A 26,396-nucleotide genomic window follows, 5' to 3' on the forward strand; every position below is an offset into this window, starting at 1 on the left:
CGAGGTCGGAAGGAACCACCGAACGATTGAAGCGACGGCATCCCCACGCCGTGGACGCCGGAGGCGGGCTACAGCCGCGTCGAGATCGCTCGCCGCTTGGGCCTAACACAAGGGGCCGTAAGCCGATGGCGGAAAACGGCCCCAGACGGAGGGCAACAGGCCCTCTTGATCAAGCGACGACGGACGCGAAGGGAAGTGGTGCCGGCCGCTAAACCCGGCGTCTTCTGATTTTCACGAATAGAAATGGCCCCTGCTAGGGGCTTAAGGAACCGCCGAATCGGGCAGGGCGATGTCGCAAGCCAGGCTAGCCCTTGCCCGATTTGTTTTTGCTCCCATCGACCAGCGAGTAAGTCCATCCTCATTTCGACGTGGGCGGGAGAGGTTTACCCTTGACGGATGTTACCTCCGGCCCTTTCCCACCCTTGGGGCCAATCTGCTGATATTGGCCCGAAGCCGGCGCGGGCTTCACGTTGCGCCGGGCCGCGGCCAAGAAGGGCTCGATCCGATCTCGCCTGCCGCCCGTTGTGCGTAGGGCGGGGGCCCGACATGACCCGCTCCAAAAACACCAAGAAAAATTCCTTGCCTTTTTGCTTGCCCCGACAATAACAGACCGTCGTCGGCCGACATGATCCCTGATCCCGGCCGGACCCTGCCAGAAACAAATTACCGTTTTTGCCCTTTTTCGCGTTTTCGCCCCTTCGCGTTTTCGCGATCTTGGGGACAAAAACGCGAAACGCCAAAACGCCAAGGAAACGCACGGTTTATTGGCTTATTGGCGGCGAGGGGTAATTGCTGATTGGTGATTCCTTTTTTCGTCTCGCGGAACCGAGGAGAAAGGAGGTGATCGTCAACCGCCGCGGAAACCGCCCGCGAAGCGGTGGCAGTATCGGGTGCTCAGATTTGACCTTTGATATCGCGCATCGGAGATCTGATCTCTGAGCACGTTGCACTCGATACTTGGCACCGCGTACCGTGTACGCTTTACGGATTGTCCGGCGGCCGAGCCGGGCCTTGGCCGCCACCCTGGTTTGCACTGGGGGCTCAGGTTTGAGATCCCAGGTGCGGCCTCCCTTGGGGGAAAGCGAGTCTGTTTTCAGCAACCAACCTTTTCATTCTTTGGAGGGGGCACAATGAGAAAGCACAAGTTCTGGATGTTGTGGAAGACGCCCATGTCGCTGCTCGTCGGCCTGGCGGGGGTTGGGTTCGCGACGACCGTCGCACTCGGCCTACCGACCTGCGAAGCCCCGTGCGAGGAGCCGGCGACAACAAGCGGCACCCAGCCGTTCACCGTCACGTTTCTCGGGCTCAAGTGGGATGGCAACCACGTTACCTTCACGTACGAGGTGTGCAAGCCAGAGACACCAGAGACAACCCAAAAGGATTTGAGCCACTTCGTAGTCTCGCTGGATCAGCTTGGCGAGTGCGTTCCCGAGGATGCCGAAATCTGTAACCTTCTTGTGAGCGCGAAGTTCGACGATGAGTCGGTGGATGCCTTGTGCGGCACGGATCCGACTACCGGAGTCTTCGGGGTCAAAATTAATACCCCAGAAGGTTATGGCAGCGGTTGCCACGTTTACGAGTTCACGCTGGACGCGTCACAGTTAAAGGAAGGGTTCACCATTTGCGCGGACGGGTGCGTGCTCGTGGCGACCAAGGCGGGAAACCAGGATGTCCGTACAGACAAAAACGGCCAGCTCCCCCAGGACGGCCTGCCGGGGTACGCTTGCGTCCCGGGCCCGGTATGCTGCCAGGTAACGGCTTGCACGCTGTCGCAAGGCTATTGGAAAAACCACCCAGAGAATTGGCCGAGCGACGTACTGGAAAACGGACTGACCCTCGGCACGGTGAACTACACGCAAGCGCAGCTACTTAGGATCCTTGACCAGCCCGTCGAAGGAAACGGGCTCATTTCTCTGGCGCATCAGTTGATCGCGGCAAAGCTAAATGTTAATAACGGCGCAAGCTGCCAGGTTGCGGATAACGCGATCGCACTCGCGGACGCGCTCATCGGCAACTTGGTCGTTCCACCGGTTGGCAAAGACAGTTTGGCGCCCCGCGAGACGTCGGATCTCACTGCGAAGTTAGAGTTGTTCAATACAGGTAATCTGACGGGTTGCCCGGGCCACTGCGAAGACGAACAGCCACTACCACCACAACCGTGAAGCTCGGAAAACGGCCGGAAAGGAAAGATTTGGGGTCAGGTCTTGACTTGTAACTCTTAACTCTTGGCGCGCGGGCGGCGAGGTCGGCGGCTTGGCCGGCCGCGCCGCCCAATGCGCGCGGTGCGTGCGACGCCGCAGCCGCCTGAAGGCGGGACTCCAACGCGTCGGAGCGTTTTGCGCGTAGAAGGCGGAAAAGGTGTCAGGAACCGTTTTTCGCCGCGATGGCGGGCGGGGCGGAGCGCTCAGTACGCAGTACTCAGTATTCGGTACTGCATCCCGCGACGCAGGGTGGGCAACGCCCGGCAATGGCGCGCCGGCCGCCGCGGAGTCGGCCTTCGCTCGTTTTCGCGCCATGTTCTCCTTGCGGATTCCCACCGAGAGCGTGTTTCGGATCTTGTTCGAGCTGCGCTCGCGTTGCAGTCTGACGCACTGGGTCGGCATGTTGTTGGCGGCGTACAAGGAAAGCGACGCGACCGCGCTGTATTCGGAAGACCTGTCTGCCGACGAGACCTGCGACGGCATAAGCATCGTCGACCCGTCTGCCTGAGAAAGAAGAATGCAGCGTGCTAATCGCTGGGTAGTAAGTCCTAACCAAGCATTAAGAGTTGCGACGAGGCGATCCATGAAGAGCATTTTACACTTTGCACTTTGCCTTGCGTGGCTGGGGCAAGGGGCGGTTGGGGCGGGCGAGACGCCCGCGCTCCAGGTGGAGAAGAGCGAGATCGACGCTGGCGAGGTGCTGCGGGGCGAGACGGCGCGGTTCTGTTTTGTTTTGAAGAACGCGGGCCGAGCGCCGCTGGAAATCACGGCCAAGCCCAACTGCGGCTGCACCGTAGCCAAGTACGACAAGATCATCGCGCCCGGCGAGCAAGGCAAGGTGGAGGCCGAGGTGCGCACGGCGGGCATGAAGGGCAAGGTCCACAAGACGATCACGCTTTCGACCAACGACCCGGCGCAGCCTGAACTGCGCCTGACGCTCACTCTGCAGGTGACGTCGCTGTTCGACGTGGATCGGCCGGAGGGCAAGGTGTTGCGGCTGAAACAAGGCGAAACCACGCGGGAGGAGTTCCTAGTGAAGGTCCGCCCGGACCGGAGCGGCGATGCGCAGACGCTGCAGGTGACCGGGGCCGCTGTAAGCGCCCGCTACGCCAAGGCCGCGGTGGAGCCGGTGGAGGGGCAAAAGGGCGTCTGGCGGGTCACGCTGAGCGTGGATGAGCTTGCGCCGTCGGGCCGTTCGTGGCTGACGGTCTCGATTGCCACCAACTCGAAAAGCGAGCCGAGCGTCCAACTGCGCATCCCGTGCGAGAAGGGGATTATCGCCTCGCCCACAAGCGTCTACCTGGGGCGCATCGACCCGGAGAGCCCGCTGCCGGTGACCCGCTCGGTGATCCTGCGACGGCCGGAAGGGCCGTTCAAGATCACCAAGCTGGAAAGCAGCGACCCGACGCTCCAGGTGCTCGATCAGGCATTGGCCGGCGGCCTGTTGCACCGGGTGAGCGTGTCGTACGCGGGCGGGGCGTCGGCGGGGCTGCACCGGGGCAAGCTGCGCATCGAGACCGACGACCCGTCGGAGCCGGCGGTCGAGGTGGAAACGCTGTACATGGTGGCGGCGGGGAATGCGGGCGAAGGGCCGTGAGACGGTTGCGGCGTCCACGATTTAGTCATTCCGCGTCACTCCTCCTCAAGGGTTTTGGGATCATCCAAACCGAGTGGGAGTAGACGTGCTTCGCTGGGTCACCAAACTCCTATCCGAGGTCGCCTCTTCGGGCCTCATGGTGACGCTGCGGCCACAGGTCTGACCAATCTCTTCCTTCACGAGGTCGCCTGCCTCAATACGTCGATATAGCCTGTGACCTGTCTACTCCGGGAGAAGTTTACCTCCCCGGAGTTCACCGCCCGCAAATCCGATTCATACCATCTCCTTAGGGGTTCTAACAAAACCGCTCTTGCCTAGTCTTTGCAATGCTGCTTAACTCTCGGGCCAGCCTGGTTAGCCAACGGAAGTGTCAAGGAGGACATGATGGCGAAGCCGTTGTTGCCCGACGCGCTGTGGGAACGAATCCAGCCACACCTACCGCCCGAACGCCCCAAGCCGAAAGGAGGCCGGCCGCGTGTTCCCGATCGCGCCGCGCTGACGGGGATTCTTTTCGTGCTGAAGACCGGTTGCCCCTGGGAGTATCTTCCGAAGGAATTGGGTTGCGGAAGCGGCATGACGTGCTGGCGGCGACTCCGCGACTGGCATGCAGCCGGTGTGTGGAAGAAGATCTGGAGGCTGCTGCTGGACGAACTGGGGGCGGCCGGTCGCATCGACTGGTCAACATCGGCCATCGACAGTTGCTCCGTGCGGGCGCTTTTTGGGGGGCAAAGACCGGCCCGAATCCCACGGATCGCGGCAAGAATGGCTCGAAGCGCCATCTGATGGTCGACGGCAGCGGCACGCCTCTGGCGATTGCCCACACCGGCGCGAACTGTCACGACTCGGAGATGGCCGTTGCTCTGGTTGATGCCGTTCCTCCGATCAAACAACCTCGCGGCGCGCCGCGCAAGCGGCCCGACGAGGTGCTCGCGGATCGCGCGTATGACGCCGAGGCCAAGATTCGCAAGCCCTTGCGGAAGCGCGGCATTCGGCCGTTGATTGCCCGTCGCAACACCGAACATGGCAGTGGCCTGGGCAAGTTCCGCTACGTCGTCGAAGCCTGCTTCGATTGGCTGTTCAACTGGCGCCGTCTGCGGGTGCGTTACGAGAAACGACCGGATCTTCACGATGCGTTCCTGTTCATCGGTTGTGCCATGATCTGCTGGAACCGGGTCATGGAGTTTTGTTAGAGCCCCTAAAAGGACGAACTGTGGGAACTGTTTCCGATTGGCAGGTTGAAAAACGGCTGAGACTGTTCGGAAGAGGGGCGATTACGCCGCTGGGACGGGGCATCTTTTCGAGTGCGTCCACGTCCCCGGTTTCACCGACGTGCGCAAAGGGATGAACGGACTGGCCATCGCGGACTTGAACCACGATGGCTTGCCGGACATCGTGGCCACGCTCACGCCGCCCATTGCCGTCGCCGGAGTTGAGCTTGCTACCGGCAACGTCGAACGCATCCCGCTGCGTCAAGCGGTGGATCAACTTCTCGTGCTCATCAATGAAGGCGGCTTCCGGTTCCGCCCGCACACGCTGGAGATTCGTGGCTCCGCGCTTACGACGGAGCGGTTCGGCCAGCGGACCCAAATTCCGAACCTCGCCGACTTCAACGGCGACGGGCACCTCGACATCTTCATCACCCGCAGCGCCGCGATGGCCGCAGGGAAGATGCGCGCCAGTGTTGTGGGCGGTGGAAACACGTTGTTGGTAAGCGATGGCGCATGGGACAAGTTCCGCGATCTCTCGGACAAACTCGGCATTGCCAATGCGACCGCTTACAACCAGCTTCGGCGACGTGAACCGCGATGGTTGGCTCGACATCGCCATCGGCTGCGACAACATCGGCAACGCACAAGGCGGCCTGCCGTGGTCGCGTTTGTTCGTCTTCAAGCCCAACGGCGCGAAGTTCGATGAGGGCAAGTTTGAAGACATCGGCGGCACCGACCTTGTCCCAGACTTCGGCGGCTTCTACCACGACTCCGCGCGGGACAAATCCGGCCCCGGCATCACGCTGCGCGACATGGACGGCGATGGCGACCTCGACCTGTTCCAGTCCTTCCATGTGGACGTGCGTGAGCCGCTGCTGCCGTTCTCGCCGGGCGAATATCGGCAGGGCTTGTTCTGTTGGAAGAATCTGCTCGTCGAAACCGGCGCGTTGAAGTTCCAAAAGGTGACCGGCAACGGCTTCGCCGCGGAGGCGCGCCTGCGCTACAACCGCGAAAAACAGCTTTACGAACCCGCCTCCGATGCGAAGGCCCCCGGCCTGCCCTACATCGCCGTGGCCGACGTGGACAACGATGGCCTGCCGGACATCTTTGCCACCGGCCCCAGCGACGTAAGTTGGTCGCCGCGCGTCGAGTATGTAGGCGGCCGCTTTTGGAAGGATCTTGGCGGGTTCCAGTTTGAGGAGCGGACGGAAGCGGCGGGCCTGGCGGCCATCAACAACACCTACCGGCAATGGTATGCGTTCTTCGACTGCCCGCTGTCCAGCTTTCACCTGAACTGGAAACCGCGCGTCCCGAAGCTCGCCAGCCAGCCCGGCCTTGCGCCCTCCAATCCCATTGATAACCGCCCTTACTACGCCGACGCGATCTTCGCCGACTTCAACAACGACGGCTGGCAGGACCTCGTCGTGCTCGACCGCCGCGAAACTCCTGGCCTTGTCGTCCGCAGCTTCTTCTTCCTGAACAGACGCAACGGCACCTTCGAGCCGAAGCCGACCACGTTCAGTGGCCTCGACGCCGGCGGCATCGCCGGTGAAGCCGCCGACTTGAACAACGATGGCCTGCTTGATTTGCTCATCGCCGCTGACCCGGACAACACCGGCGGCACGACCGACATCCGGCGTTACGAGAGCAAAGTCTATTGGAACACCGGCGCTCACGGCGCGCGAGAAAATCACTGGCTGCGCCTGCGTTTCAGCGGCGTGAACGACGCCGAACTGATCGGGTCGCGCGTCGAACTCACTGCCGGGGGCGAGAAGCAATACCGCTGGATTCACAGCAACCACAGCTACAAGAGTGGCGGCGCGCTGGAAGCCCACTTTGGCCTCGGCAAAGCAACTGCTGCTGATGTTAAAGTCACGTTACTCAACGGCAAAACCGTGACGTTTACCGGCGTGAAGGCCGATCAGTTCCTCGATCTGAACCTCAGTTTTGCACAAGTAACCCCTGTCCGGAAGGAGACCAGATCATGAAGAACAACCTCATCATCCTCACGATCGTCTTCACAACGTTTTGCCCGCTGGCGTCGTTACTCGGCGCCGAGCGGAGGCCTAATGTGGTTATCTTTCTCGCCGACGACCTAGTGTAGTGTCTCACTCAGATGGGACCTTATCCAGTGCGGCGCGGGCGCGACGGACTTTGGCGAGGATCGCCTCGGCCTTGGCCGTCCATGTGAAGCCCTTGGGGTTGGCATTGTGATCGGCAATGTATTCATAGATCGCCCGTTCCAACTGCCGAACGCTCTTGAAGACGCCGCGGCGAATGCGGCGATCCGTGATGTCGCGAAACCAGCGTTCGACCAGATTCAGCCAGGAACTACTCGTCGGCGTGAAGTGGATGTGAAAGCGTTGGTGCCGTGCCAGCCACCGCTGCACCTTCGGATGCTTGTGCGTGGCGTAGTTGTCCACGATCAAATGCAAGTCGAGTTCGGGCGGCGTCTCCGCATCGATCTTCTTGAGAAACTTCAACCATTCCTGATGGCGATGTCGCGGCATGCACTCGGCGATGACCTTGCCTTCAGCCACCTCGATGGCCGCAAACAGCGTCGTCGTCCCGTGGCGTTTGTAGTCGTGCGTCAGCGTACCCAACCGGCCGGGATACAGCGGCAAACTTTTCTGCGTGCGATCGAGCGCCTGAATCTGGCTCTTCTCGTCGCAGGAGAGCACCAAGGCGTGTTCGGGCGGGTTGAGGTACAGGCCTACGAGGTCCACGACCTTTTCGACAAACCGCGGATCGTTGGAGACCTTGAAGGTCTTCACCAAGTGCGGCTTCAAGCCGTGGTCACGCCAAATGCGATGCACAGTCGCCTTGCTCACCCCCACGGCCTTCGCCATCGAGCGGGTCGACCAGTGCGTGGCGTTGGCGGGCTTCTCCTGCGTCGTCTTGCGGAGGATCTCCGCCTCCTTGGCGGCGCGGACCTTCGGTCTGCGACCGCCGCGCGGCTTGTCCTTGTCGAGGCCCGCCAGGCCCGCCTCCAGGAAGCGGGTCCGCCACGTTCCCACCGTGCGACGCGTGCAGCCGAGTTCGGCGGCAATCTCGTCGTTACGCTTGCCCGCCGCCGCGGCCAGGACGATCTTGGCACGCAACACCACGCGTGCCGGCGTGCTCCGACCCCGCGACCATTTCGTCAGCGTCGTTCGTTCCGCGTCACTCAACTCGATGGCTTTCGCAACTCGCATGGCGTCATCCTCCTCGGTCTGAGAGTGAGACGCCGGCGGCCATGGATAAGTTCCCTCAATTACAAGACACTACACTAGGCTATGCCGGTCTAGGTGTGTACGGATGCAAGGATATCCCTACGCCAAATATCGATTCGCTTGCCACGAACGGAGTGTTGTTCACGGACGGTTACGCGACGCACCCAGTTTGTGCCCCGTCCCGCGCGGGACTGATGAGTGGGCGCTACCAGCATCGCTTTGGCTTCGAGCACAACTCCGGGCCGGAGCGTTTCGCGGCCGAGAATTTCGGCCTGCCGCGCTCCGAGCCGACGCTGGCCGAACGGTTGAAAGCAGCCGGTTATGCCACCGGCATGGTCGGCAAATGGCACATCGGCTTCAAGGAGGGGTTGCGCCCTCACGAGCGCGGGTTCGATTATCACTACGGCTTCCTCAGCGGCGCGCGAAGCTACTATCCGGACAATCCGCGAGAGAGCGACCCGATCATCTGCAATGGCCAATTGGTCACCGACGAAAAGGAATATCTTACCGACGCATTCGCCCGCGAAGCCGTAGCGTTTATCGACCGCAGCAAGGACAAGCCGTTCTTCCTCTACGTCGCGTTCAACGCGGTGCATTCTCCCATGGAGGCACCGGAGAAATACACTTCCAGATTTTCCGCTCTCAGTGGCACGAGAAAAATCCACGCAGCGATGGTCGCGGCCATGGACGACGCTGTGGGCCGAGTGCTCGCAAAGGTCCGCGCCCTGGGCCAGGAGGAGAACACGTTGATCTTCTTCTATAGCGATAATGGCGGCCCTACGCCACAGACCACAGCCAGCAACGATCCGCTGCGCGGCTACAAAGGCCAGGTTTACGAAGGGGGCATCCGCGTGCCGTTCCTCATGCAGTGGAAGGGTAAACTCCCGATGGGCATGGTCTATCACGAAATGGTCATGGCTTTCGACATTCACGCCACGGCACTGGCGGCTGCCGGTATTCCTTTGCCGACCGACAAGCCACTGGACGGCGTGAACCTTCTCCCTTTCCTTACTGGAGAGCAGTTGGGCCGCCCGCACGACAAGCTCTTCTGGCGTGCCGGCCAGAAACACGCCGCGCCCGTTGGCGACTGGAAACTTGTGGTCGAGCGCGGCAGCGCACCGCAGCTATTCAATCTCAAGGACGACATCGGCGAGACGACCGACCTTGCCGCCAAAGAACCCGCAAAGCTGAAGGAAATCGAAGCGGCTTACGCCGCATGGGATAGACAGATGATGCCGGCGCAATGGGTACGGCAGGACGGGCGTACCCAAACCGGTGCGGCGGGCAAAGCCCCTGCCGCTCAACGTGGCGGCATCGAGTCACGTTTCAAACAGTACGACAAGAACGGCGACGCCAAGCTCACGCCCGGCGAGTTCCCCAACGCCCAGTTGTTCAAGCAAATGGACGCCAACGGCGATAACGTTGTTACGTTGGAAGAGGCCAAGGGGGCGTTTTCGCGCAGCCGCCGAGGCGATTCTCCGTCACAAAGACAATCGGAGAAGGAGTAAATATCATGCGATCGACGATACGACTGTGCCTCATGTTGGCACTGTTGACAGCCCCGACCGCCGCCACCGGTCAGGAGCAGCCCAAGGCGGCGAAGCCCCGGCAAGGGGGGCTGGCCGAACGCTTTAATCGACTCGACCGCAACGGGGATGGAAAGATCAGTGCCGAGGAGTTTCCCGGTCCGTTGTTCAAACAAATGGATCGGGGTGGCGACGGGTTCGTCACGCTGGAGGAAGCCCAGGCACATTTTGCGGGCCGTCGTCAAGGCTCGCCGGGGGCGAAGCAGCCCGAACCGGCCGACGAGAAGCCTGCGCAATCGCCTAAAGACGGCGAACTTCAGGTGGTGGACGCTGTGTTCGAGCTTTGCGTGCGCGACGTCGAGGCGTGCGCGAAGTTCTATCGGGACGGAATCGGGATGCGCGAGGTGGAGGCGCCGAGTGCCAGCGGCGCGTTGCTGGAGTGGGCGGGCTGCTATCTGCGGCTGCGCAAGGTTCCGGGCGAAAAACCTCCGCCACAAACCGGCAATCCAATGAAACAGATCCTCGCACAGAACGGCTTCCGGTGGTTCTCGCTCTGGTTCAACGACCCGGCGGCAGTCGGGGAGCGGCTGGTCAAAGCCGGTTATCCGGCACCGGTAAAGGGCCGCAACGTCAGCATGACGCGCGATCCCGAGAACAACGTGGTCGAGATCATGGGCGTGCCGCGCAGCGCGTCGGCGGAGACGTTCACGTGGGGCATGAACGTCAGCGACGAGGCGGCCGCGCGGAAGTTCTACGGCGAGACGCTCGGCTTGCAGGAATTCGATCCATGGAATCTGCCGCCGCCGTTCAGCATGAGGATGTTTCTGTTCGCGACCGGCGCAGGCCGCGTGAAGTTTTCCGCGCCACCGGGCGAGCGTCCACGCGAGGCCGCCGCCGGGCCGGATGCGCCGGGGTTGCGGAGCGTGACCTTGCGTGTCGCCGATCTGGTCGCTGCGCGCGCAGGGTTGACGAAACGTGGAGCGAAAGTGGAAGGCGAGAATCGTTTGTTGGTGACTGATCCCGATGGCAATCGCATCTACATCGAGCAAGCGCCGGCAGACGCGATCACAACTGCGGCAGCGCGCCCAGCCAGTCCCGGCCTAGCGGCGTCCCGGCAGAGCGGCGCCATATCCACCGATCCAAGTCCGCGCCGGCAATCCCCTCTCGAACGCATCCGGCAGCAATACGGCGACATCAAACCACAGCCGCACAAGGAGGAGATCGCTGAGCAGCGTCCCGGCGAGCCGCCGTTGAAAAAGATGCCCGACGGCGATGCGTCGCGCGACGCAGCGGGTCGCGGCCAGTTGTTCGAAAGCATCGTTGTGCCCGGGTTCACCAGCATTCAGGAAGGCATGAACGGTGTCGCCATCGTGGACCTGAACAAAGACGGCTGGCTCGACATTGTGGCAACGTATTCCCCGCCGCGCGGCGCCGGCGGAAGTTGGGGAGCCGGTGAAAAACTGCGTGTGTTTATCAACGACGGCGACTTCCAGTTTCACCAGCACACCGTCAAGCTGCTCGATTCGAAGGTGTCGCCGGAAAGTTTCGGACGCGGTCAGGTGCCGAACCTGGCGGACTTCAACGGCGATGGGTTTCTCGACTTGTTCGTTACGCGCCACGCGCAGATGTCCGGTGGCCAATCGAATCCGCGCGACCAAAGGCTGGGGAACGGTCTTTATCTTAGCGAGGGGGCATGGGACGTGTTTCGCGACGTGTCAGCGAAGATGGGCATCCAGAACGAAAAGGCCTACAATCGCCAGCCGAGCTTCGGCGATGTGAACCGCGATGGCTGGCTCGACATCGCCATCGGCTGCGACAACATCGGCAATGCCATGGGCGGCCTACCACACAGCCGGCTCTACATCTTCAAGCCGAATGGCGCGAAATTCGAGGATGGCCATTTTGAAGACATCGACGGCACCGATCTTGTGCCAGACTTTGGCGGCTTCTACCACGACAGCGCCAAGGACAAGGCCGGTCCTGACATCAACCTTCGCGACCTCGACAACGACGGCGATTTCGATCTCATCCAGTCGTTCCACTGCGACGTGCTCGACTTGGCCGCGCCGTATTCGCCCATCGAATACCGGCAAGGCGTGTTTTGCTGGAAGAACCTGCTGGTCGAAACCGGCCGGCTCCAGTTCGAGAAGATCACCGGCAACGGCCTCGCCTGCGAGGCGCACCTGAAACTCAGCGCCGACAAACAAAGCACCGAGCCGGTCGGCAAAGCGCCTGGCCTGCCGTATATCTCGCTGGCCGATGTTGACAACGATGGCTTGCTCGACGTGCTCGCCGTCGGCCCGGCCAGCCCCGACTGGGTGCCACGCACTGAGTACGTCGGCGGCCGGTTCTGGCGGAACAAGGGCGGCTTCCAGTTTCAGGAAATGACCGAGGCCGCCGGGTTGTCGGCGTTGAACTGGGTTTATCGCGACTGGTGCAAGTTCTTCGAGATGCGCGAACCGGTGGGCCGGCCCGGCGCGCTCCTGCAACCCGGCGACCGGCGTCCGTATTTTGCTGACGCGATCTTTGGCGACTTCAACAGTGACGGCTGGGTGGACCTCGTCGTCCAAGACCGGCACGCGTCACCGAATCTGGAAGCCCGCGCCGTTCTGTTCATGAATCGCGGCAACGGCACCTTCGAGCCGAAACCGACGACGTTCAGCGGCCTCGACAGCAACGGCATCTGCGGCGAGGCGGCCGACCTGAACAACGATGGTCTGCTCGACCTCGTCTTCGCCGCCGATCCGGACAACTCCGGTGTGGTGTTGAGCACGGATGGCTACGAGAGCAAGGTCTATTGGAACACCGGCCTGCACGGAGGTAAAGAAAACCACTGGCTGCGCCTGCGTTTCAGCGGCGTGACGGATGCCGAAGTGATCGGCGCCCGGGTGGAAGTGCGGGAGCCAGAAACCGCCCGACTATTGGGGATGCGCGTGATCGCCGCTAACCAGAGCTACAAGAGCGGCAGTCCTTTGGAGGCCCACTTCGGGCTTGGAAAGCACAACTGCGTGGACCTTTCCGTGACGCTGCTGAACGGTGCGAGCTGCCGATTTACCCATGTCTTGGCCAATAGATACCTCGATGCAAATCTGAACAGAAACAGCATCTCGCCCGTCGTGTCCGTGCCATAGGTCGAAATTGGAGCCGAAGGCTCAAGCGGCAAGGGGTCGATGACGCCTCTAGCTTGCGTTCCGACGTGCCTTCTTGCCGACGTTGCCTTCAACATTAGCGCCCGCTCACGGCCGGCAGGAGACGACGACCATATCGTTCCTCCGCTAGGTGGGGAGCTTTTCCACGGCGGAGTCGCGGTCCATCGCCCGGGCTTGGCCAAAGGCGAGGTACGCAGCAAGTGCCCTCGTCGTCGGCGGCGACATACCAGCGGGCTGCGCCGAAGGCATGGCGACTTGGGCGCCATTGGGCGTCCTGCGGGCCCATTTGGCCCGCCGCAGTGCTTCCCGTGGTGCTCTCGTTTGGGTCCGAGGGGCGCGCCGGGGTGCTATACTGCTTGCCGGCTGTTGCATCGGGTTGCACTGATTTGCGCGGAAATCCGGGCCAAATGGTGGCGGAGCATCGGTCTGCGCGACCGTCAGAAGCCGCGAGGTGGGCTAGAGTTGCGGCCGGAAGGCGAGACACCGCAAGCGCTAAGCACTTGCGCCGTCCGAGGCGGGGTGGGGCGAAGCGGAGCGTCCCCGACAGGACTCGAACCTGTAACCTTCGGCTCCGGAGGCCGACGCTCTATCCGATTGAGCCACGGGGACCAAGCACAAACCTGCACCGACTAAACGTCGGAGTTGGGATAACCCGACAAAAACGCGAACCCGCCGTCAAACAGGTCGACGGCCGCCTAACACCCGTCGAGCCGATACCCACCACCGCTTGCGCCTCGACAAATCGGCGGCAACCAGCCGACGCATTCCGTTCAAGAACACCTCCGACCGCGACCGGCGGGCCGTCGGATTGCTTCTTCAAATGGCATCCCAACCGCGTTTGAGACCATTATATTGCGCTCGCGCCGCGGCGCAAAGCGTCCCTTGCCGCCGTCGGGAGTTATCCCGGCGTTTCAGCATTGCTTCCTGGGCGAGCTTTCCAGGCGAATTTGTACCGCGATTGCGGCGTTTCGGTATGCAGAACAATTCGATCCTGGTAATTTGGAAAAGGGCAGGGAAGGGGCCGACCTCCGTTCAGATCGCCAAGTGGCTGTAACCCGTCACACCCCGCGAAAGTGTCATCCCGAACGATGCATCGACTCTTTAAGAGACGGCTTGGAATTCGGTTGACCAGACCAGACTACCCCACGGCACCTATTCCCACCAAGGGCTTGCCCCCCGGTATCCCGTACATCATCGGCAACGAGGCGGCCGAACGATTCAGTTTTTACGGGATGCGGGCGATTCTGGTCATCTTCATGACACAATACCTTTTGGCGGCCGGCGGACACTCTCAGCCGATGCCGGAATCCGAGGCAAAGTTCTACTATCACTTATTCAACGCCGGCGTGTATTTCTTTCCAATCCTCGGGGCCTTGTTCGCCGACATCCTGTGGGGCAAATACAACACCATCATCGGCTTGTCTTTGGTTTACTGCCTAGGCCACGTCGCTCTCGCTTGGGATGAGACAAGATTGGGCCTTTTTCTAGGATTGGGCCTCATCTCGATCGGATCCGGAGGCATCAAGTCCTGCGTCTCGGCACACGTAGGTGATCAATTCGGACACCAAAACCAACACCGTTTGAGTGAGGTGTTTTCCTGGTTCTACCTGGCGATCAATCTCGGAGCGGCCGGTTCGACGTTGGTTACCCCCACGCTGTTACGACTCTACGGACCGGGGCTGGCATTCGCCGTTCCGGGCTTACTGATGGCCTTGGCGACGCTCTTCTTTTTCCTTGGGCGGGCGAAGTTTGCGCATATCCCGCCGGGAGGCCGGAACTTCGTCAAAGAACTGGTTCGCGGTGACGGCCTGGCGGCGGTTCTCCGTTTGATTCCACTGTATCTCTTCGTGGCGATGTTCTGGGCCCTCTTCGACCAATCCGGTTCTGCGTGGGTTTTGCAGGCCGAACGCATGGACCGCCGTTGGCTCGGCTGGGAATGGGATTCCGCGCAGATTCAAGCGATCAACCCTCTCTTGATTCTCGTCTTGGTGCCCACTTTCACGTACGGCATCTATCCGCTTTGCCAACGCTATTTCGATTTCACGCCGCTTCGCCGCATCGGAACGGGCCTATTCTTGGCAGCCCTTTCTTTCACCCTGCCGGCCGTTGCGGAGCAAATCATTCAGGGAGGAGGGCGCCCGGGAATCGAATGGCAGCTTATCGCATACGTGTTGCTCACTTCGGCGGAGGTTCTAGTCTCCATCACGTGTCTCGAATTTTCATACACGCAAGCCCCGCCGACGATGAAATCTCTGGTGATGGGCCTGTACCTCCTTTCCGTATCCCTAGGCAACGTTTTTACCGCGGGAGTAAACCAAGCCCTTCGACTGACGGGGGCGGACCAACCCGGGGGACTCTTGTCCGGCGCCGGCTACTACTGGTTCTTCGTGATCTGCATGCTGGTTATGGCCGTATTGTTTGTACCGACTGCGTTTTTCTACCGTGGTCGCACATACCTGCAAGACTCAGCCGATTCGGATTTGAGAGGTGAGACGGAATCGCACGTCTCATAAGCCTTAACCTTACTGAAATCAAACCATTCAAACGGATTGGCCCGGAAACCCCACCGGCGCCAGAAGGCCGGCTTCCTTCGCAATCTCGCGGTAATCTCGCTTTGCCAACATCTCTTGAAGTGTCCCTTGGGGTCGGGGTGCCGGCCGTGATAGCAACATCATGCGTGCGCCACATAAACGGGGCCGATCGCCGTCGCAAGCCGCGCGGCGCATTCACTCGCTAGAGGGGTTTGCAAAGCCATCACCGTGCCGCTTTAATGAGGGATTGCCCTTTTGGAGAAGACGACGGACTGGGCTGAGGAGCCGTCCGGAAAACAGCAGCAAACCGCGACGAGTCCGGCAACAACTGGGCCGTGGGGGCGGGGGGCAGATAAGCGGCCCCATGGTTTCAGCCCGGACGCGATTGCAGATTCGGCTTGACTTGCTATTTCCTTGGCCCCTCCCATTGACGTGAAAATCGCGAGCACCTAGAATCAGAATTTCCCGCTTGGGAATGCAGCGGCTTTCTTTGAAAACGTGGGATTGGGCTACCAAGGAGAGTGCTCGTGTCTGCGGCATTCAACGAGATCATTCGCATTCGAATGGAAGCGTACGACCACATGGTCCTCGACCAAAGCGCGAAGGATATCGTGGATACCGTGCTGCGATCGAATTCCAAGGTACATGGCCCGATTCCCTTGCCCACCCGGGTTGAGCGCTACACGGTGCTTTCCAGCCCACACGTGGATAAGAAGGCACGTCAGCAGTTCGAGATCCGCACGCACCGGCGTTTGATCGATATTCTCGAAGCGACGCCTAAGACGATCGATGCGCTCAACAAACTGAATCTCCCGGCGGGTGTTGATATCAAAATCAAGGCAACAGCCCGGTAAGGCTATTGAAGGCCTTTCCATCCGGCGTAAGTTAGCGGAATTCCATATGAAGCGGATGTTTCTCGGGTAACGTCGACACGCTGTTTTAGTCGAAGGTCCCGGGAAGCGATGTGGCAATAAGGCGAATAGCGATGGCGCTCGGAATTCTCGGCCGCAAGGTCGGCATGACTCAGATTTTCGACGAACAGGGGCGAGCCGTTCCTGTAACGGTTGTTCAAGCCGGCCCTTGTCATGTTCTACAAATTCGCACCCTGGATCGTGACGGCTACGAAGCCGTACAAGTGGGGTATCTGGATATTCCGCGCCATCGGGCCTCGCGTGCCGAACGCGGCCACGTCGCGCAGTTGGATAGTAAAGCCCAGCGAAGGCGCTCCGCAGCGGGGCTCCAGGCTCTTCCCAAAGCCGATTGCGAACCGAAGCGGTTCATTCGTGAGTTTCGGGGTCGCGGCGATGGGCTTTCCGTCGGCCAAGTGTTGTCGGTCGAGCTATTCAACGGCGTTTCGGCCGTCGATGTCACGGGTACCACCAAGGGTCGCGGTTTCTCCGGCGTGATGAAAAGGCACGGCTTTAAGGGCCAGCGCGCCACGCACGGCGTGAAAAAGGTACACCGCCATCCCGGTGGTACGGGCTGCAATACAAGCCCCGGCCGGGTCCTGCCGGGCCGAAAGATGGCCGGGCACTACGGCAACGCACGCCGGACGGTTCGAAATCTCAAGCTCGTGAAGATCGATCCGGAGGCCCATGTGATGGTTATCCGCGGCGCGATCCCCGGCCCGAATGGCGGCTTCGTGGTCGTTCGCCCAAGCAACAAAGTCGGTTAACAAGCGGGCTTTCCCGCGGCTTGCCTCAAGTGCCATCCGGGGAATTCCGTGATTCGTATAGAAGGTTCGACGCTACGATCCATATCAGGGACATACAGAAAGGATTCCGGGTTCGCTGCTTCCCCATTTCGATCGTCGCTTGGGCGCCGGGTCGAAACGATTGAACGGGCATCGGATCCGAAAATGATCTGCGGCGCTAGGCCGAAGGCGGATAGAAGGCGGTTGAAAGATGGTTAGTTTGCCGGTGTACAATCGCGAGGGAAGGCAGGTCGACGTCTACGAAATCGACCCGGCCGAGCTTGCGCCGACCATTAACAAGCAATTGCTTCACGACGCGGTGGTCATGTACCTCGCCAACCGTAGGCAGGGTACGGCCAAGTGCAAGAACCGCTCGGAAACGGCCGGCTCGACCCGAAAGCTTTATCGTCAAAAAGGAACGGGGCGAGCGAGAGCGGGAAACCGTCGCACGCCGATCCGGCGGGGCGGCGGCCGTGCTCACCCGAAGCGTCCCCAGGACTGGTCCTATCGGCTTCCGGTCAAGGCCTTGCGTAAGGCGACTCGCATGGCTCTCGCCGGGAGGATCGCTGACGGCGAAGTCATGTTATTGGATGAGTTGTCCTTCGAGGCTCCGAAGACCCGCGAAGCCTTTACGATATTGTCGCGTTTGAATTTGGCCGGGAAGCGTCTTTTGGTCGCAATCGAGGGACTGAATCCGACGGTTTATAAGAGTATTCGAAATATCGATCGCGTTCAGGTGCTGCCTGTCGGTGATTTGAATGCGTTCGAGATTCTGCGACCCAAGCAGGTGTTGATGACGCGTGCGGCCCTGGATCTATTTCGGGCCAAGGCGGCGGCCCAAGGCGGCGGGACGACCGAAAAGGTAGGAGCTTAGCCATGCTTCGAAATCCTCCTCAACCCGAGTTGACCGGACTTGCGCCGCATCAAGTGATTTTGCGGCCGCTGATCTCCGAGAAAAGCGTTCATAAGGCGGAGCGATTGAATCAGTACGCCTTCGAGGTCAGCGTACTGGCGGGGAAGGCCGACGTCCGCAAGGCTGTGGAAGAGCTTTTCGACGTCAAGGTCGTGCGAGTCAATATCCAGAATCGACGGGGCAAGGTCCGCCGCGTAAGGATGCGAAGCGGTGTTACGAGACAATGGAAGAAGGCTGTCGTCACCTTGGACTCCGAGTATCGGATCAATCTGTTCTGACGTGACGGGATACGCCGGCGGCGGATGGCGAGTATCGGCCTGAAGCAGTAGCAGTGGACGTTCATAGACTGGGCTGTAAGTCATGGGTCTGAAGTATTACAAGCCGACCACCCCCGGACGCCGCGGAGCATCGGTTTCCGATTTCTCCGAGCTTACGCCGGGTATAGAGCCTGAAAAGAGCCTGCTGGTTCCCCTTCGGAAAAAGGGCGGCAGGAATAATCAAGGTGTGATCACCTGCCGGCATCGCGGGGGAGGTCACAAACGGATGTACCGTTTGATCGACTTTCGCCGCAACAAGGACGGCATCCCGGCCCGGGTCGCGTCCATTGAGTACGATCCGAACCGTAGCGCCCGGATCGCGCTTTTGGTCTACAAAGACGGGGAGAAACGTTACATCATCGCCCCGCAGGGGTTGAAGGTAGACGACGTCGTGCAGAGCGGCCCCGGCTCGGCGGCCAAGATCGGGAACTGTCTTACTCTGGCGGAGATTCCGTTGGGTTTGCAAGTTCACAATGTCGAGTTGCAACCCGGCCGGGGTGGAGCTTTGTGTCGTTCCGCGGGCTGTTCCGCGACGCTTTCGGCGCGTGATTCTGACTGGGCTCAATTGATCATGCCCAGCGGAGAGATTCGCCGCGTCCCTGCTAAGTGCCGCGCTACAATCGGAGCGGTGAGCAATCCCGACCATGAGGGCGTCAGGCTCGGCAAAGCCGGCCGCCGCCGCTGGATGGGACGTAAGCCGCACGTTCGCGGCACGGCCATGAATCCCATCGACCACCCGCTGGGAGGCGGTGAAGGGCGAACGAAGGGCGGGCGGCATCCGTGCAGTCCGACGGGGAAGCCTGCCAAGGGCGGGTATACTCGGAAGCGAGGCAAACCTTCCAACAAGGCGATCGTCCGTAGGCGTCGGTCCGTGCGTTACGGGCAGTTGCCGATTCGGTAAGAGAGTGTTTTTGCTCGCGTGCAGGCCCGGCTTGCATGCTTCAAGTGGCGGTTTCGTGTTTGATAACGCGGATTGCGACTCGGGAATAAGGCGGCGTATTTGTCATGGGTCGATCACTGAAAAAAGGTCCCTATGTTGACGCCAAGCTTTTCCTCAAAGTAGAAAAGCTGAACGTAACGGGACGCAAAGAACCGATCAAGACGTGGGCCCGGGCCAGCATGATTGTCCCGGAGTTCGTCGGCCACACGTTCATGGTGCACAACGGAAAAATGCACGTGAAAGTGTTCGTCACCGAGGAAATGGTAGGTCATCGCCTCGGTGAGTTCGCTCCCACGCGCGTATTTCGCGGCCACGGCGGAAAGGGTAAACGCTAGGCTGGTCCGTCGTTGCAAGGCGGTCGCCCTTTGAGTGTTGTCGAGCTAAGTTGTCGACTGGATGGTGGTGATAGACATGGTTGAACTCGAACGGTCATATCGAGCCGTGTATCGCTACGCTCGGGTTAGTCCGCAGAAGGCTCGGCGGATCATGGATACCGTTCGCGGCCGACAAGTGGACGAGGCCCTCGCCGTTCTCAAGAGGCTGCCTCACCGGTCGGCAAGGATGATCGAGAAGGTGATCTTCAGCGCTCTTGCCAACGCACAAGATCGACAGGACTTGGACCCGTCGGAACTGTGCGTAGCGACGGCGACCGTGGACGAAGGACCTCGGATGAAGCGATTGCGGCCAATCTGCCGAGGCATGGCAACAATTATCCAGAAGCGCATGTCGCATCTGACCGTGGTTTTGCAGCCTCAATGATCTGTATTGTCGATTTCGTGATTTCTCGCCACACCCGCTCAAGTTCGTTGTGTCACGCTAGAACATAAGTCGCAGAATAGGTTTGAGCAGCGGTAAGGATTGAGTATAAGGTCGGGCCGCGGCGGCGGACGTTGAAAGAGGATTCTTGCGATGGGTCAAAAGGTTAACCCGATTGGTTTTCGTACCGGTGTTACCCTCGACTGGAAGAGTCGCTGGTATGCGCCCAAGCGAGAGTTCTCGGACTTGTTGCTGGAAGATTATAAGATTCGCCAATTCATCTTGAACCGGCGTGAAGCCTCGTCCGAGAGGGATCGAGGCAAGGGCCGGCGCATGTATCCGATGATTTCGAAGATCGAAATCGAGCGGACGCGAGATGAAGTTAAGGTAATCATCTTCACGGCCAGGCCGGGAGTGTTGATCGGCTCTCGCGGTGGAAAGATCGAAGATCTGCAAAACGAGCTTCAGGCTTTGACGGGGCGGCGGATCAACCCCAAGATCGAGGAAATCACGCGTCCCGAATTGGTCGCGCAGTTGGTGGCCGAAAGCATCGCCGAAGAATTGATGCGGCGGTCGAGTTTTCGGCGAACGATCAAGAAGGCCATGGAAGCGACGATGGCCCAAGGGGCCAAGGGGATGAAGGTACAATTGTCGGGTCGGCTGGGCGGCGCGGAAATGTCCCGTCGCGAAAAGCAGATGGTCGGCTCGGTTCCGTTGTCAACGCTTCGGGCGAACGTGGATTATGGTTTTGCCGAGGCCACCATCGCCCAAGGGCAGATCGGCGTACAAGTGTGGATTAATCTAGGGATGTTCAGCGAGGACGACGATCATGGCGCTGATGCCAAAACGGGTCAAGCATCGAAAAAGCCAAAGAGGGCGTATAAGGGGTGAGGCCACCCGCGGCAACCGCGTCGTGTTCGGCGAATACGGGCTACAGGCCGTGCAAGGCGGCTGGATCCCCGCGGCGACCATCGAGGCGGGCCGTATTGCGGCGCAACAGTACCTGCGAGCGGAGGGGCGGTTGTATATCCGCATCTTCCCGCACAAACCTATTACTTCCATTCCCCTCGAAACCCGTATGGGTAAAGGGAAAGGTGAGCCGGAGTATTGGGCCGCTGTTGTAAAGCCGGGCACGGTGCTGTTCGAGATCGGCGGAATTTCGGAGGAAGCCGCGCGGCTATGTTTTGCCCGCTTGGCCCATAAAATGCCGGTCAAGGTCCGCTTTGTGCGTCGCCGCGAGGTGTGAGAGGGGATATCGGGTCCGCCGCGAGCTTGGACGAATAGGCAGCCGGCTCCGGTGCGAGCAATACGGTGAGACCATGAAGGCCAAAGAACTTCGTGAAATGAGTACCGAGCAATTGCAGGCCACCTTGCGGGAGGCCGTCGATTCGCTGTTTCGGCTGCGGATCCAGCAGCAAACCGAACGGCTGGCGAATCCCCGAGAGTTGGCGAACAAGCGACGGACGATCGCCAGAATCCATACTATTTTGCGGGAGCGAGAGTTGAGCGCAGTCTGAAGTCGCGGCGCGCGTTTCCGTTGCGGCGTGGCGTTGCGTGTTCGAGTATGGCTACAAGGTTTTTGCATAGTTCTCCGCAGCGCCGCTTGTAAGACCAGGGACAATTGAGATGGCCAAACGTGTGGAAGTGGGAATCGTTACGAAAGCCGGTAAGCCTCGCTTTCGTCGCGTGGAAGTTACACGGATGATGCCGCACGGTCAATACGGCAAGTACGTTCGGCATCGCACGATTTGTTACGTGCATGACGAAAGTGACGAATCCGGGGTCGGCGATCGGGTCGAGATCGTGGAATCGCGGCCGTTGTCCCGTCTCAAGCGGTGGCGGTTGGTGCGCGTTATCGAGAAGGCGGGCACTCTCGACAGGCAAATCGGGAAGGGCCGCGAGGTGGAGGAGGAGTTGCGAGCGGCTGCGGGAGGCGATCAGGGCGGCGAAGCCGGGCCGGAAGGCGTCGAGAAATCATAGCTATCGGCGTGCGCGGCGGTGAGGAACAACGGCAGACGGAATCGAGACGGCGCAAGGTTAGGTGACAGCCATGATCCAAATGCAGACCCGGCTAGACGTAGCGGATAACACCGGGGTGCGGGAATTGATGTGCATCAAGGTGCTGGGAGGAAGCCGGAAACGCTACGCCGGATTGGGCGACATCGTCGTTTGCAGCGTCAAGGGGACTATCCCCGGTAGCACGTTTCAAAAAGGCGCTGTGGTTCGAGCCGTCGTCGTCCGAACGAGGAAAGCCAAGCGTCGCCAGGACGGAAGCTACGTCCGTTTTGACAGTAACGCCGCCGTGATTGTGGATAACGACGGCAATCCGCGCGGCACGCGCATTTTCGGTGCCGTCGCACGGGAGTTGCGGGATCGTAATTTCATGAAAATCGTTAGCCTCGCCAGCGAGGTGGTCTGATGCAAGTACGTATCAACGACATGGTGGAAGTTCTGACCGGCGAGGACCGCGGAGTCCGCGGGCGGGTGCTGTCCGTCGACCGGAAGGAAGGTAAGGTCGTCGTCGAGTCGGTGAATGTCGTCGTGAAGCACATGCGGCCGACGCGGCAGGCCAAGCAGGGCGGGCGGCTTTCCCGAGAAATGCCGATTGACGTTTCGAATGTAGCGCTGGTCTGCCCGGCGTGCGGTGCCCGAACAAGGACCGGGGCCCGTTATTTGGATGACGGAACCAAAGTGCGATTTTGCAAGAAATGCAACGCGAACATCGGCCCGATCGCGCCGGCTCGCGCGCGTTACGCCAAGAAGTCCTAAGGTCGGTTGGAAGCATGGAACCTCGATTGCTCGAACGATATCGGAAGGAAGTCGTTCCCTATCTTCAGAAGAAGTTGGGCCGTACGAATATCCTTTCGCTGCCGCGTCTGAAAAAGATCGTCGTCAATATGGGCGTGGGCGAGGCGATCACCGAGAAGAAGTATCTCGACGAAGCATTGGACGCTTTGACCCTGATCGCCGGCCAAAAGGCCGTCGTCACGCGCGCGAAGAAATCGATCGCCGGCTTCAAATTGAGGGAAGGCATGGCGATCGGCTGCAAAGTGACGCTGCGCGGCAAGCGGATGTACGAGTTTCTCGATCGTTTGATTTCGATTGCTTTGCCGCGTGTGAGGGACTTTCGGGGATTGAACCCGAACGCCTTTGACGGCCGCGGCAACTACAGTTTGGGGTTGACGGAACAAATGGTGTTTCCGGAACTGAACCCGGATAAGTATTCCCGCAACCAAGGCATGAATATCTGCTTGGTGTTTGATTCTCGCAGTGACGACGAGTCGCGAGAATGCCTCCGCATGCTGGGCATGCCTTTCCGCGCGGAATGAGACGCCGTTACCTCTTGTCCACGGGGAGAACCTTGAGGAACCGAGTGCATGGCTAGTAAGTCCAAGATCGCCAAGTCTTTGCGACCTCCCAAGTTTTCGACGCGCCACCGCAATCGTTGTCGCATTTGCGGGCGGCCGCGGGCCGTTTACCGCAAATTCGGCCTCTGCCGCATCTGTTTGCGGAAGTTGGCCGATCAAGGTTTGATTCCCGGACTTGTCAAGGCGAGCTGGTAGAGGGTTGAACAACCACCATGATGACCGATCCCATCGCCGACATGTTGACTAGAATTCGTAACGCCATCCGCGTGGAGCGGCCGCAGGTCGTGGTGCCGAGTTCTCGTCTGAAGCGAGCTTTAGCGGACGTCCTGAAGCGTGAGGGCTTCATCTGGGACTGGGAAGAGATTCCCGGGTCGCCTCGCGGCATGCTTCAGATTCATCTGAAGTACGGCCCGAACGGTGAGCAGGTGATTCGCCATATTCGCCGCATCAGCAAACCCGGACGACGGGTCTACCGCAAAGCCGGAGAATTAAAGCCCGTGCTGAACGGCTTGGGCATCTCCGTGGTAAGCACCAGTCGCGGCGTGGTCAGCGACCGCGAGGCCCGACAAAGGAACGTCGGCGGCGAGATCTTGTGCGAAATCTGGTGACGGCGGCGAGAATCGTCCTTGAGTGCCGGGCGGCGAGGTTCGCGGATTTACAACAATAGAAGAAACTGACGGGTAACGGTTTACAAGAGAGCACGGCGATGTCGCGAATTGGAAAGAAACCGATCCCCATACCGGATGGCATTAAAGTATCCGTGCAGGATCGGACCGTCGTCATCGAAGGTCCCAAGGGGAGATTGACGCAAGAGCTTCGGCCCGAGGTGGACGTCGATATTACGGACGGCGGAAAACTGTTAGCCGTACGGCGGCGCGACGGTAGTCGGACGGCGCGATCTCTGCACGGTCTGACACGGGCGCTGTTGCAAAACATGGTGCTCGGGGTGTCGCAGGGCTTCGAGCGACGACTCGAGATCGTGGGTGTCGGTTATCTCGCGGCCGTTCAGGGTTCGGTGCTCCAACTCCGCGTGGGTTTCGCCAACGAATTGCAGGTGCCGATTCCCGCCGGGCTGAGCGTTGCCTGCCCCGATCAGCAGCATGTTGTGGTGCAAGGGGCGGATAAGCAAATGGTCACCAATTTTGCGGCCTCCGTCCGGGCATTACGAAAGCCGGAGCCCTATAAGGGCAAAGGCATCCGATATCAGGGTGAGCAGATTCGACGCAAGGAAGGCAAGGTTTCCGCAAAATAGCGGATCCATGGGTGTTATGTCGGTGCTGTTTGCAGCGCCATCGCCGTGTCCCCTGGATTGCCCGAGGTGGTTACCCGCGGATCAGGCCTCAATTTCGGTTGATGGATTCACCGCGTTAGAGGATTCATTCGTTTAGAGACGATTCCCGTGAGCCAGGTAAAACGACTGCAAGTTCAACGCCGCCGCCGCACGTTTCGAGTCCGAAACAAGATTCGCCGCGTGAGCGTGCGGCCGCGGTTGAGCGTGTTTCGTAGTAACAAGCACATCAGTGCTCAGATTATCGACGACGTGCACGGGCGGACGCTCGTGGCCGCTTCGACCTCGGAGAAGGACCTGCGCGAGGCGGTTTCCGGGTACGGCGGCAATATTCAGGCTGCCGTGTTGGTCGGCAAGCGGATCGCGGAGCGTGCCCTGGACGCAGGAATTCGACAGGTCGTGTTCGATCGCGGGTCCTACAAGTATCACGGTCGCGTGGCGGCCCTAGCCGATGCTGCGAGGGATGCCGGGCTGGACCTCGGCCCGAAAAAGGAAGCGGCGGAAAAGCCCGCGCGGGCGGCCGAGGGCAAGCAAGCCAAGAAAAGTGACAAGGGCGACAAGGCGGGCAAAAGCGGACAAAGCGCCGGGAAAAAGGCCAAGTGATTTCTCGGTTCCACGGGCGCTAAAGATTTGGGGATTTTCTCTCGGAACATTCGTGCATGAGCAGGTGCGATGGCGACTGACAATATGGAATCGGTTCGCGGCGAATTGATTGATAAGGTCATCAAAATTCGCCGTTGCGCTGCGGTGGTCAAAGGCGGTCGGCGATTCAGTTTCACCGCGATGGTCGTGGTCGGTGACGGAAACGGCCGCGTCGGCTGGGGATACGGTAAGGCGAACGAAGTGCCCCCCGCCGTTGCCAAGGCGGTCAAGGACGGTACCCGGCGGATGGCGCCGGTCAATCTGGTCGATGGAACGATCCCGCATATTGTGAAAGGCCGCTACGGGGCGGCTAAGGTGGTGCTCGTCCCCGCCGGTCCGGGTACCGGTGTCATCGCCGGGGCTGCGGTGCGCGCCGTTTGCGAGGCCGCCGGGATCAAGAATATTTTGACAAAATCATTCGGAAATACGAACCCTATCAACCTCGTCAAGGCAACCATGGATGCTTTGCAGCAGGTTCGACCGCGAGGCGAGGTCGAGCGATTACGGGGAGTTGCGTTATCATGAATTTGAACGACGTTAATCGCGGAATCGTTCCGCATAAGAAACGCAAGCGTGTAGGCCGGGGACCCGGCTCGGGTCACGGCAAGACCGCCGGTCGCGGTCACAAAGGCGCTCGTTCCCGGAGCGGATGGCGAGCCAAGTTGGGCTTCGAAGGCGGTCAGGTACCGCTGATACGTCGCGTGCCCAAGCGCGGCTTCAACAACAAACGGTTCGCAACGCAGATCGCTGTCATCAATGTCGCTCTTCTCGAAAAGGAGTTCGCTTCCGGTGACGAGGTCTCGCCCGAAGTCATGCGCGCCCGCGGCTTGTTGAAGGGCGTCTTCGAAGAGCTTAAGATCCTGGGCGATGGAGAGCTGTCGAAGAGCCTTCGAGTTTCCGCCCATCGCTTCAGCCGCCAGGCGAAGGAAAAGATCGAAAAGGCCGGCGGGCAGGCCGTCGTATTGCCCGGAGCAGCACCCGTTGAGAAAAACGTGAAGAGCAAGAGCAAGACGCACTGAGGGCTTGGGCCGGTTACGCCGCGCGGGGCAAATTGC

General features: G+C 60.3%; 30 protein-coding genes and 1 tRNA gene. 29 read left to right on the top strand and 2 right to left on the bottom strand.

Annotated features, from left to right (window positions below):
- Positions 1 to 1,130 precede the first annotated feature (1,130 nt).
- The 6 genes from ACZ5B4_RS05420 to ACZ5B4_RS05445 all read left to right on the top strand — a co-directional run bounded on the left by ACZ5B4_RS05420 (position 1,131) and on the right by ACZ5B4_RS05445 (position 6,994).
- Positions 1,131 to 2,162, top strand: a complete 1,032-nt coding sequence (locus ACZ5B4_RS05420; protein WP_464913414.1) for a hypothetical protein — start codon at positions 1,131 to 1,133, stop codon at positions 2,160 to 2,162.
- A gap of 196 nt (positions 2,163 to 2,358) precedes the next feature.
- Positions 2,359 to 2,709, top strand: a complete 351-nt coding sequence (locus ACZ5B4_RS05425) for a hypothetical protein (RefSeq protein ID WP_464913415.1) — start codon at positions 2,359 to 2,361, stop codon at positions 2,707 to 2,709.
- 75 nt (positions 2,710 to 2,784) lie between these two features.
- Positions 2,785 to 3,798 (top strand): DUF1573 domain-containing protein, encoded by a 1,014-nt coding sequence (locus tag ACZ5B4_RS05430; protein WP_464913416.1) that lies wholly within the window; start codon positions 2,785 to 2,787, stop codon positions 3,796 to 3,798.
- 384 nt (positions 3,799 to 4,182) lie between these two features.
- Positions 4,183 to 4,988 (top strand): IS5 family transposase gene (locus tag ACZ5B4_RS05435; RefSeq protein ID WP_464913989.1). Its coding sequence is split into 2 segments (ribosomal slippage): positions 4,183 to 4,528 and positions 4,528 to 4,988, totalling 807 coding nucleotides; the frame shifts between segments, so codons are not numbered across the junction.
- Between the two features lie 151 nt (positions 4,989 to 5,139).
- Positions 5,140 to 5,712 (top strand): FG-GAP repeat domain-containing protein, encoded by a 573-nt coding sequence (locus ACZ5B4_RS05440; RefSeq protein ID WP_464913417.1) that lies wholly within the window; start codon positions 5,140 to 5,142, stop codon positions 5,710 to 5,712.
- Positions 5,594 to 6,994 (top strand): FG-GAP-like repeat-containing protein, encoded by a 1,401-nt coding sequence (locus ACZ5B4_RS05445; protein WP_464913418.1) that lies wholly within the window; start codon positions 5,594 to 5,596, stop codon positions 6,992 to 6,994. The genes ACZ5B4_RS05440 and ACZ5B4_RS05445 overlap by 119 nt, the downstream gene beginning before the upstream one ends.
- Positions 6,995 to 7,114: 120 nt before the next feature.
- Here ACZ5B4_RS05445 and ACZ5B4_RS05450 read toward each other — a convergent pair whose 3' ends face one another.
- Positions 7,115 to 8,200 (bottom strand): IS630 family transposase, encoded by a 1,086-nt coding sequence (locus ACZ5B4_RS05450; protein ID WP_464913419.1) that lies wholly within the window; start codon positions 8,198 to 8,200, stop codon positions 7,115 to 7,117.
- Between ACZ5B4_RS05450 and ACZ5B4_RS05455 the strand changes: the two genes are divergently transcribed.
- Positions 8,116 to 9,726: a sulfatase-like hydrolase/transferase gene (locus ACZ5B4_RS05455; protein ID WP_464913420.1), complete on the top strand. Its 1,611-nt coding sequence runs from the start codon at positions 8,116 to 8,118 to the stop codon at positions 9,724 to 9,726. The two genes, ACZ5B4_RS05450 and ACZ5B4_RS05455, sit on opposite strands and share 85 nt — an antisense overlap.
- A gap of 32 nt (positions 9,727 to 9,758) precedes the next feature.
- Positions 9,759 to 12,875: an FG-GAP-like repeat-containing protein gene (locus ACZ5B4_RS05460; RefSeq protein WP_464913421.1), complete on the top strand. Its 3,117-nt coding sequence runs from the start codon at positions 9,759 to 9,761 to the stop codon at positions 12,873 to 12,875.
- A 553-nt stretch (positions 12,876 to 13,428) separates the two neighbouring features.
- Here the strand turns inward: ACZ5B4_RS05460 and ACZ5B4_RS05465 are convergent.
- Positions 13,429 to 13,502 (bottom strand) — tRNA-Arg (locus tag ACZ5B4_RS05465).
- Between the two features lie 515 nt (positions 13,503 to 14,017).
- Here ACZ5B4_RS05465 and ACZ5B4_RS05470 point away from each other — a divergent pair.
- The 21 genes from ACZ5B4_RS05470 (at position 14,018) to rplO (ending at position 26,360) form a co-directional block, all read left to right on the top strand.
- Positions 14,018 to 15,406 (top strand): POT family MFS transporter, encoded by a 1,389-nt coding sequence (locus ACZ5B4_RS05470; protein WP_464913422.1) that lies wholly within the window; start codon positions 14,018 to 14,020, stop codon positions 15,404 to 15,406.
- A 545-nt stretch (positions 15,407 to 15,951) separates the two neighbouring features.
- Positions 15,952 to 16,278 (top strand): 30S ribosomal protein S10, encoded by a 327-nt coding sequence (gene rpsJ / locus ACZ5B4_RS05475; protein WP_464913423.1) that lies wholly within the window; start codon positions 15,952 to 15,954, stop codon positions 16,276 to 16,278.
- A gap of 164 nt (positions 16,279 to 16,442) precedes the next feature.
- A complete protein-coding gene (gene rplC, locus ACZ5B4_RS05480; protein WP_464913999.1) occupies positions 16,443 to 17,099 on the top strand; it encodes a 50S ribosomal protein L3 in 657 nt (218 codons plus the stop codon).
- A 229-nt stretch (positions 17,100 to 17,328) separates the two neighbouring features.
- A complete protein-coding gene (gene rplD, locus ACZ5B4_RS05485; RefSeq protein WP_464913424.1) occupies positions 17,329 to 17,991 on the top strand; it encodes a 50S ribosomal protein L4 in 663 nt (220 codons plus the stop codon).
- A 2-nt stretch (positions 17,992 to 17,993) separates the two neighbouring features.
- Positions 17,994 to 18,308, top strand: coding sequence for a 50S ribosomal protein L23 (gene rplW / locus ACZ5B4_RS05490; protein WP_464913425.1), 315 nt, complete (start codon positions 17,994 to 17,996; stop codon positions 18,306 to 18,308).
- Between the two features lie 82 nt (positions 18,309 to 18,390).
- A complete protein-coding gene (rplB, locus tag ACZ5B4_RS05495; RefSeq protein WP_464913426.1) occupies positions 18,391 to 19,248 on the top strand; it encodes a 50S ribosomal protein L2 in 858 nt (285 codons plus the stop codon).
- Between the two features lie 104 nt (positions 19,249 to 19,352).
- Complete coding sequence (gene rpsS / locus ACZ5B4_RS05500; RefSeq protein WP_464913427.1) at positions 19,353 to 19,622, top strand: 30S ribosomal protein S19; 270 nt, start codon at positions 19,353 to 19,355, stop codon at positions 19,620 to 19,622.
- 76 nt (positions 19,623 to 19,698) lie between these two features.
- Positions 19,699 to 20,046, top strand: a complete 348-nt coding sequence (gene rplV, locus ACZ5B4_RS05505; protein WP_464913428.1) for a 50S ribosomal protein L22 — start codon at positions 19,699 to 19,701, stop codon at positions 20,044 to 20,046.
- Between the two features lie 150 nt (positions 20,047 to 20,196).
- Positions 20,197 to 20,934, top strand: coding sequence for a 30S ribosomal protein S3 (gene rpsC / locus ACZ5B4_RS05510; protein WP_464913429.1), 738 nt, complete (start codon positions 20,197 to 20,199; stop codon positions 20,932 to 20,934).
- Entirely contained in the window at positions 20,873 to 21,289 is a 417-nt protein-coding gene (gene rplP / locus ACZ5B4_RS05515; protein WP_464913430.1) for a 50S ribosomal protein L16, read from the top strand. Before rpsC ends, rplP begins: the two co-directional genes overlap by 62 nt.
- A 73-nt stretch (positions 21,290 to 21,362) precedes the next feature.
- Complete coding sequence (rpmC, locus tag ACZ5B4_RS05520) at positions 21,363 to 21,560, top strand: 50S ribosomal protein L29 (RefSeq protein WP_464913431.1); 198 nt, start codon at positions 21,363 to 21,365, stop codon at positions 21,558 to 21,560.
- Between the two features lie 109 nt (positions 21,561 to 21,669).
- Complete coding sequence (locus ACZ5B4_RS05525; RefSeq protein ID WP_464913432.1) at positions 21,670 to 22,023, top strand: small ribosomal subunit protein uS17; 354 nt, start codon at positions 21,670 to 21,672, stop codon at positions 22,021 to 22,023.
- Positions 22,024 to 22,093: 70 nt separating this feature from the next.
- Positions 22,094 to 22,462 carry a 50S ribosomal protein L14 gene (gene rplN, locus ACZ5B4_RS05530; protein ID WP_464913433.1) on the top strand — a complete coding sequence of 123 codons (369 nt, stop codon included), beginning with the start codon at positions 22,094 to 22,096 and terminating at the stop codon, positions 22,460 to 22,462.
- Positions 22,462 to 22,812, top strand: a complete 351-nt coding sequence (rplX, locus tag ACZ5B4_RS05535; RefSeq protein WP_464913434.1) for a 50S ribosomal protein L24 — start codon at positions 22,462 to 22,464, stop codon at positions 22,810 to 22,812. The genes rplN and rplX overlap by 1 nt, the downstream gene beginning before the upstream one ends.
- A 14-nt stretch (positions 22,813 to 22,826) precedes the next feature.
- Entirely contained in the window at positions 22,827 to 23,372 is a 546-nt protein-coding gene (gene rplE, locus ACZ5B4_RS05540; RefSeq protein ID WP_464913435.1) for a 50S ribosomal protein L5, read from the top strand.
- 48 nt (positions 23,373 to 23,420) lie between these two features.
- Positions 23,421 to 23,606 carry a type Z 30S ribosomal protein S14 gene (locus ACZ5B4_RS05545; RefSeq protein WP_460182296.1) on the top strand — a complete coding sequence of 62 codons (186 nt, stop codon included), beginning with the start codon at positions 23,421 to 23,423 and terminating at the stop codon, positions 23,604 to 23,606.
- A gap of 17 nt (positions 23,607 to 23,623) precedes the next feature.
- Entirely contained in the window at positions 23,624 to 24,019 is a 396-nt protein-coding gene (gene rpsH / locus ACZ5B4_RS05550; protein WP_464913436.1) for a 30S ribosomal protein S8, read from the top strand.
- 98 nt (positions 24,020 to 24,117) lie between these two features.
- Positions 24,118 to 24,663 (top strand): 50S ribosomal protein L6, encoded by a 546-nt coding sequence (gene rplF / locus ACZ5B4_RS05555; protein WP_464913437.1) that lies wholly within the window; start codon positions 24,118 to 24,120, stop codon positions 24,661 to 24,663.
- 147 nt (positions 24,664 to 24,810) lie between these two features.
- Positions 24,811 to 25,302 carry a 50S ribosomal protein L18 gene (gene rplR, locus ACZ5B4_RS05560; RefSeq protein ID WP_464913438.1) on the top strand — a complete coding sequence of 164 codons (492 nt, stop codon included), beginning with the start codon at positions 24,811 to 24,813 and terminating at the stop codon, positions 25,300 to 25,302.
- Between the two features lie 69 nt (positions 25,303 to 25,371).
- Positions 25,372 to 25,866: a 30S ribosomal protein S5 gene (rpsE, locus tag ACZ5B4_RS05565; RefSeq protein WP_464913439.1), complete on the top strand. Its 495-nt coding sequence runs from the start codon at positions 25,372 to 25,374 to the stop codon at positions 25,864 to 25,866.
- Positions 25,863 to 26,360, top strand: coding sequence for a 50S ribosomal protein L15 (gene rplO / locus ACZ5B4_RS05570; protein WP_464913440.1), 498 nt, complete (start codon positions 25,863 to 25,865; stop codon positions 26,358 to 26,360). The genes rpsE and rplO overlap by 4 nt, the downstream gene beginning before the upstream one ends.
- Positions 26,361 to 26,396 lie beyond the last annotated feature (36 nt).

The sequence above is a fragment of the Thermogutta hypogea genome (assembly GCF_055386265.1).